Annotated in this window: 7 protein-coding genes; 4 read left to right on the top strand and 3 right to left on the bottom strand. The window is 62.5% G+C overall.

Going from position 1 to position 6934, the window contains the following annotated elements:
• Positions 1–114 precede the first annotated feature (114 nt).
• Both PQR67_RS15005 and PQR67_RS15010 read left to right on the top strand, forming a co-directional pair.
• The gene (locus PQR67_RS15005; RefSeq protein ID WP_408460318.1) at positions 115–648 is read left to right on the top strand and encodes a MarR family winged helix-turn-helix transcriptional regulator; all 534 of its coding nucleotides are present in this window, start codon (positions 115–117) and stop codon (positions 646–648) included.
• Positions 645–1856 carry an MFS transporter gene (locus tag PQR67_RS15010; protein ID WP_408460320.1) on the top strand — a complete coding sequence of 404 codons (1212 nt, stop codon included), beginning with the start codon at positions 645–647 and terminating at the stop codon, positions 1854–1856. Before PQR67_RS15005 ends, PQR67_RS15010 begins: the two co-directional genes overlap by 4 nt.
• A 77-nt stretch (positions 1857–1933) precedes the next feature.
• Here PQR67_RS15010 and speB read toward each other — a convergent pair whose 3' ends face one another.
• From speB to PQR67_RS15025, 3 genes are all read right to left on the bottom strand, one after another.
• Entirely contained in the window at positions 1934–2896 is a 963-nt protein-coding gene (gene speB / locus PQR67_RS15015) for an agmatinase (RefSeq protein ID WP_408460323.1), read from the bottom strand.
• A gap of 136 nt (positions 2897–3032) precedes the next feature.
• Positions 3033–4526 carry an aldehyde dehydrogenase gene (locus PQR67_RS15020; protein WP_408460326.1) on the bottom strand — a complete coding sequence of 498 codons (1494 nt, stop codon included), beginning with the start codon at positions 4524–4526 and terminating at the stop codon, positions 3033–3035.
• Positions 4527–4615: 89 nt separating this feature from the next.
• A complete protein-coding gene (locus tag PQR67_RS15025; protein WP_054042828.1) occupies positions 4616–5167 on the bottom strand; it encodes a cupin domain-containing protein in 552 nt (183 codons plus the stop codon).
• Between the two features lie 427 nt (positions 5168–5594).
• Here PQR67_RS15025 and PQR67_RS15030 point away from each other — a divergent pair, with 427 nt between their 5' ends.
• Both PQR67_RS15030 and PQR67_RS15035 read left to right on the top strand, forming a co-directional pair.
• Positions 5595–5798, top strand: a complete 204-nt coding sequence (locus tag PQR67_RS15030; protein ID WP_035516723.1) for a hypothetical protein — start codon at positions 5595–5597, stop codon at positions 5796–5798.
• A 303-nt stretch (positions 5799–6101) separates the two neighbouring features.
• The gene (locus PQR67_RS15035) at positions 6102–6896 is read left to right on the top strand and encodes a gamma-glutamyl-gamma-aminobutyrate hydrolase family protein (RefSeq protein WP_408460328.1); all 795 of its coding nucleotides are present in this window, start codon (positions 6102–6104) and stop codon (positions 6894–6896) included.
• The last annotated feature ends 38 nt before the right edge of the window (positions 6897–6934 follow it).

Raw genomic sequence — 6934 nt, forward strand, 5'->3', positions numbered from 1 at the left:
GCAAGTCTTCGACACGACTCGCGGCAAGCGATTGACGATCAAAAAACCGCTTGCGCTTCACGCTCAATGTGTGCAACATGCATATATGCACGTTGCACACATTGAGATATCCCCATGACGCAGCGCACAGAGAATCTGCTTGGCGTACTCGCCCTGCTGGTCACGGACGAGATGAATGCGCAGCCTGCCGAGGCCGCACTCGCGGGCTCCACTGCCCGCGCCATGCTCAACGCGATTGGCCAGTATCCCGATTCATCTATTGAAGTATTGCGCGAAGCAGTCGACCTTTCGCATCCGGCCGCGGTCCGCGCCGTTGCCGGTCTGGTGGAAGCGGGGTTTGTCGAAAAGAAGCCGGGTACGGATAAGCGCTCCGTCGCGCTTGTCCTGAGCGCTTCCGGCAAGCGCGAAGCCAAACGTCTGCAATCGGCGCGCGAGCGGATACTCCAACGCATCGTCGGGCAACTCGACGAGCGCGAGCGCGGCGTGCTCGAAAGCCTGCTGATCAAGATCCTGTGGCGCGAGACCCGCGATCCTGCACATGCCATGCAACTATGCCGCCTCTGCGACGACGGCCCCTGCCTGAAAGCCGGCTGTCCGGTCGAATGCCGTGAACAGGGTCAGCCGATGCCGGCGCGGAGCAGCCCATGAATGCCGCCGCGCCGGTGCGCTGGCCGGCGATCGCCGCATTGACCGCGGTCTCGGCGCTCTCGCAGATTGGTCAGTTCGGCATCGGCTTCATGGTGCTGCCCGTGTGGCTGGCGCATCAAGGTCTCGACGCGCCGCGCGCCGGCCTCTTCTCCGCTTCGCAATGGACCGGCATGCTAATCGGCCTGTTGATCGCGCCGTGGCTGGTCGAACGTATCGGGGCGAAGCGCACGGTGTCGCTCGGTCTCGCCGCCACGGTGGTTGCGTTCGCCACGATGAACGCGCTGTGGTGGCCACTGTGGCTCGTGCCCGGTCTGTTGACCGGGTTTGGTATCGGTTTGCGCTGGATCGCCAATGAAACGTGGCTCTACCGGCTCGTACCGGCCAAGTCGAGCGGACGCGTAGTGGGCGTGCATGAAGCGCTGATCGCCACCGCAGGCGTAATCGGCCCGGCATTGGCGGTGTGGTGCGCGGTCGACGGACGCATCACGTTCGCGGCCGGCGCAGCCTTCACGTTCGCGGCGGCCCTGCCGCTGTGGCTGACCGCGTCGGACGACGGGCATTCTGCTGCCGAATCAGCACGGCCCACACGAACCAAGAGGACTGAAAAACACAGGGCCGAAAAGCGCGTCCCGATCGGCCCGCTGGTCAGCCTCGGCATGGTGGTCGTCGCCGCGGGCGGCATCGGTGATGGCGCGCTTTACGGCCTGTTCCCGCTCTTTGCCGACGCCCACGGCCTTAGCACCACACAGACGGCGACGCTACTCACGCTATTCGGTATCGGCGGCATGGCGCTGCAATTTCCGGTTGGCTGGTTCGCCGATCGCGCGGGTCTGGCTGCCGCGGTGATCGTCTGCGCCGCGCTCAGCACGCTGGCGATCTGCGGTTTCGCTGTCGCTGCGCCCGCCTCATGGCTCGCGGACGCGAGCGCGTTACTGCTCGGCGGCATGAACAGCGCGTACATCACGCTCGGCATGGTCGCGGCGGCCTGCAGCGACAAGGCCGCGCTCACGCGCAACATGCGGCTGGTGTCGCTCACCTTCACCGCGAGTTCGATTGTGGGGCCGCTTATTGCCGGTTTCGCGATGAAAGCGCGTGGCAGCGATATGCTGATGTGGCAACTGGCGATCATGAGCGGCGCGCTCGTTATCTATACGCTCGGCTTACGCGAAGGCCGGCGTCAACCCGATCGATCGTCGTCGATGGGCTGAGCCTGGATTGCGCCGGCTCAGCTTGAAGCTGTTTCAAACCGCTTCAAGCTGACTGAAGTGCCTGACGCTCAAAGTGCCTAACGTTCAGCCACTTTCCGCTGCCGCCAAAGACACAACAGATCGCACGCAATATGCGCGGCGGCGATCGCCGTGATCTCACTCTGATCGTAAGCGGGCGCGACTTCCACCACATCCGCGCCCACCAGGTTCAACGCACCGAGCCCACGCACAATGGCCAGCCCCTGTGCCGACGACAAACCGCCCGCCACCGGCGTACCCGTGCCAGGCGCGAACGCCGGATCGAGACAGTCGATATCGAAGGTCAGGTAGGCGGGCCGCTCGCCGACGATCGACGTGATCCGCTCCACCGCCGCGCGCGTGCCATGCTCGTGAACCCACGCGGCGTCGAGGATATTGATCCCCATGAAGTCGTCGTTCCACGTGCGAATGCCGACCTGCACCGAGGTCTTCGGATCGATCAGGCCGTCTTTCACCGCCTTGTAGAACATCGAGCCGTGATTCAGGCTGTCCGGGCTGTCGTCGGCCCACGTATCGCAATGGGCGTCGAAATGGATCAGCGAAAGCGGCTTGCCGTATTTCTCCGCATGCGCGATCAGCAGCGGATACGTAATGTAGTGATCGCCGCCGAGCGTCAGCATCTTTGCATCCGAACGCAGGATCGTGCGCGCATGGTCGACGATCGATTCCTTGATCGTCATGGGATTGTGCGCGTCGAACCAGCAGTCGCCGTAATCGGTCACGGCGAGATCGTCGAATGGATTGAAGCCCCACGGATAGGGATGCAATTCCGACAATTGCACGCTCGCCGCGCGCACTGCCGCCGGGCCGAGACGCGCGCCCGAGCGGAACGTGGTGGCCAGATCGAGCGGCACGCCGGAAACCACGACGTCGGCACCGTCGAGTTCGCGGGTGTACTTGCGGCGCATGAACGACAACACACCGGCATAGGTGTTCTCGATCGACGAGCCATAGAGTGACGAACGACGGATCGCGCCGTCGCCGTAGATGAGTTCAGTCATGGATGACCTGATACCTGATAAACATGCCGGCGTTGCACACGGGGCTTCCAGGTGATGCGTGCAACGTCCGGCCTCGGATTCATTGGGAACGCGGCAGCGCTCTTCTCAAGCACCGTCGCGCTGGCTTGCGAATCCTTTAGCGCAGCCGAATGAGCGTGGACTTCAGCTCGGTGTACTTCTCCAACGCGTGCAACGACTTGTCGCGGCCGTTGCCCGATTGCTTGTAGCCGCCGAACGGGAAATTCATGTCCCCGCCCTCGTCATAACAATTGACCCATACCGTTCCGGCACGCAGCTTGCGCGATACTTCATGGGCCGTGGTGAGGTTCGAGGTCCACACGGCAGCGGCAAGGCCATACTCGCTGTCGTTAGCGATCCTGATCGCTTCTTCAACGGTGTCGAACGTAATCACAGACAGCACCGGCCCAAAGATTTCCTCGCGCGCAACCCTCGCACCGGCAGCCGGGATCTCAAAGATGGTCGGCTCGATATAGAAGCCACCGGTCTCCTGCTTGACGCGCGATCCGCCCAGCAGCAGCTTTGCTTCGGCACGGCCCGCTTCGATATAACCGAGCACGCGTTCGAGCTGCACGTTATCGACGATCGCGCCCATCGAGGTTTGCGGATCGAGCGGATTGCCCGGCGTATAGCTGCGCGCCGCGGCGATCAGCTTGTCGAGGAACGCGTCCTTGATGTCGCGATGCACGAGCAGGCGTGAACCAGCGGTGCACATTTCGCCCATGTTGTAGAAGATCGCGCCGGCCGCCGCATTGGCCGCGCGGTCGAGATCGGCACAATCGGGCATCACGATGTTCGGCGATTTGCCGCCGAGCTCGAGCCAGACGCGCTTCAGATTGGACTGGCCGGCGTACTGCATGATCAGCTTGCCGACATTGGTCGAGCCGGTGAAGGCGAGACAGTCCACGTCCTGATGCAGCGCCAGCAGCTTGCCCGGCTCGCCCGCGCCCGGCACCACGTTGAACACGCCGGCGGGAATGCCCGCGTCCAGCGCAAGCTGGGCGAGGCGAATCGCGGTGAGCGGCGACTTCTCCGAAGGCTTCAGCACGACGCTGTTACCCGCGGCGAGCGCCGGGCCGAACTTCCACGACGCCATCAGGATCGGGAAATTCCACGGCACCACCGCGGCGACCACGCCGATCGCCTCGCGCGTCACGAGCCCCACCAGATGATGATCGGCCGGTGCGACTTCGCCGCCCACCTTGTCGATCGCTTCAGCGAACCACTCGACGCAATAGGCCGCGCCCGGCACGTCCACCGTGGTGGTGTCGGCAATCGGCTTGCCCGCGTCCAGTGTTTCGAGCAGCGCGAGTTCGTCCATGTGCTCGCGGATCGACGCGGCCCAGCGCAGGAGAATCGTCTTGCGCTTGCGCGGATTGAGACCCGACCACACACCGGCGTCGAACGCGCGGCGTGCAGCCGCCACGGCGGCGTCGACATCCGCCGCGCCGCTGTCCGCAACCTTTGCGAGCAGCTTGCCGTCGATCGGGCTCAGGCAGTCGAAGGTGCGCCCACCCGTGGCATCACGGTACTCGCCGTCGATAAACGCCCGGCCTTCGATTGAAAGCGTAGCGGCCTTGTCTTGCCAGAAAGCGAGAGATTTCTTGTCCATCAGGATGCCTCAATGTTATGCGCTCGACGCACGCCGGCATCGACTTCAGGCGGCTTGGAGCTGCGTCGCGGCGCGTTGGCGCGGAGTCTTTAGAACGTGGGCGGCGAATTGGCCGACACGATCTCGCAGAGATGCTCCGCGCTGGGATTGCGAAAACGATGCGGTAGACGGCTTTCGAAGTAGTAACTGTCCCCTGGGTCGAGCAGCCACGTGACGCCGTCCACCGTCAGTTCGATCTGACCGCTGACCACCACCCCGCCCTCATGCCCCTCGTGCTCCAGCATTTCCGGACCGGTATCAGACAGCGGCTGATAGACCTCGCGCAGAATGCCCATGTTGCGGTCTTTCACACTGGAGCCCGCGAGATAGAACTCGATCGACTCATTGCCGAGATTCGGCATATCGGCGCGGCGCGACACGACCGAGCGCTCCACCTCGACTTCAAAGGTGAAGAACTCGGCGAGGCTCATTGGTATGCATTCGAGCAGTTTCTTCAGTGACCCAACCGAGGGACTCACGCGATTCTGTTCAATCAGAGAAATCGTGCCATTCGTCACCCCCGCCCGTTTCGCCAGTTCACGCTGAGACAAGCCATTCTTCTTACGGATGTATTGCAGGCGGGTTGCTACTTCTATAGACATCGCTGAATTCTCTGACATTGGAGCCGATCGAAACACGTGGACCCGGGCAAGGATTGCCCGCAAGTGTTGAATATTCTAATCACTTTAATCTTCGCGCCGCTGGGGAAAACCCCTGAAAGGCTTCCGAAATATAGTAGCCGCAACGAATGTTCCCACACCCAGGGATTCTTGTGACACCCCCGGGAAAGCCCTGATAAATCTTTTATAAAAATGATTTGACGGCTTTATTGGCTCGTATACGATGGTTCTCAGGCGGTCGTCATGCCGGTGTCACGAGATACGAAAGTGTGTTTTGCGACGCAGCGAATCAGTTTCGCAACCGGTAGCTCCGACCATCCCAGCGTCCTGTTTCTTTAAACGCCCCGAGCGTTTTTTGAGCAAGATGTTTAATAGACATTAGAGTGTAATCGTGAGAGTCCGAGGCCCTTTGGTGAGATGGAATCGAAGTCAGGCGAGTTGTCCTCGCGCTGACGGCGCCATCGCCGACGGCAGCAACGGCAGCCTTGCGTTCCGCCGCTTCCTGTCCGTCTTCACGATCCTGTCCCGCCGTTCAGTTCGACGTCACAATTCCATCTCCGCGCGTGCCTTCATTGCCGTACGCACGGACGAAGTCGCCTCGCTGCTGCCGTAGCGCCTCCCTCCTTTTCGCCGTTCGATTCATCCGTTTGCGTGAACGCGCTCTATCGAGCCGTGCGTTTATGCCTGTGCGGTGCTGTCTGCCGTCTGCGCATTTCACGCGAATCAGAGACGTTGCGCACCGCAGCGGACCGAATCGAACGGCCAATCTAATTACCACGCGCGGCGCGTCCCGCTGACGACGACCGCCTGCACTACCCGGTGGCCTGACGCCTTGCGTCCGGCTGCGGAATGTTGCCGCGCCGTGTTTAACGTTGTTCATGCCGCGTCCCGCGGGGAACATACACGTCTATCTGATATGCGAAACAAACCCCTGGTCGGCATCAGCGCCGACAGAACGATGATGGGAGTCCACCCGTCGCACATTACCGGCGAGAAGTACATCGCCGCGATCGTGGACGGCTCGAAGGCGCTGGCCATGTTGCTGCCGGCGCTCGGCGAGCGTCAGTCCACCGAGGACGTGCTGGACGCCGTCGACGGCCTGCTGTTCACCGGCAGCTATTCGAATGTCGAGCCGCACCGCTACGGTGGCCATCCCAGCGCGCCGGGCACGCTGCACGACGCCGCACGCGATGCGACGACGCTGCCGCTGCTGCGTGCGGCGATCGCAGCAGGCGTGCCGGTGCTGGCGGTATGCCGGGGCTTTCAGGAAATGAACGTGGTGTTCGGCGGGACGTTGCATCAAAGCGTTCACGCGGTGGCCGGCTTGAACGACCATCGCGAGAACAAGGAAGACGACCTCGACGTGCAATACGCACCGTCGCATTCGATCACGCTGACGCAGGGCGGCTTGTTGCAGCGCCTCGCGGGCGGCACGAATGAAGCGCGTGTGAATTCATTGCACGGTCAGGGCGTCGAGCGGTTAGGCGTGGGTCTGGTGGCTGAAGCCACCGCGCCGGACGGATTGATCGAAGCGGTGAGTGTGAAAGATGCGCGTGCTTTCGCGCTGGGTGTGCAGTGGCACCCGGAATGGAAGCATGCCAACGACGCGCTTTCCACCGCGATCTTTCGCGCCTTCGGCGACGCCTGCCGCGATCGAATGCGCACCAAGGCCGGCTATGGCGCGGCATCCGCCGCTGCCACGCATGCCTGAGCCGGTCGCGCACCAAAACTGAGAGAATAACCATGCAT

The sequence above is a fragment of the Paraburkholderia fungorum genome, assembly GCF_046026025.1.
In the GTDB taxonomy this organism is placed as follows: Bacteria; Pseudomonadota; Gammaproteobacteria; order Burkholderiales; family Burkholderiaceae; genus Paraburkholderia; species Paraburkholderia fungorum_E.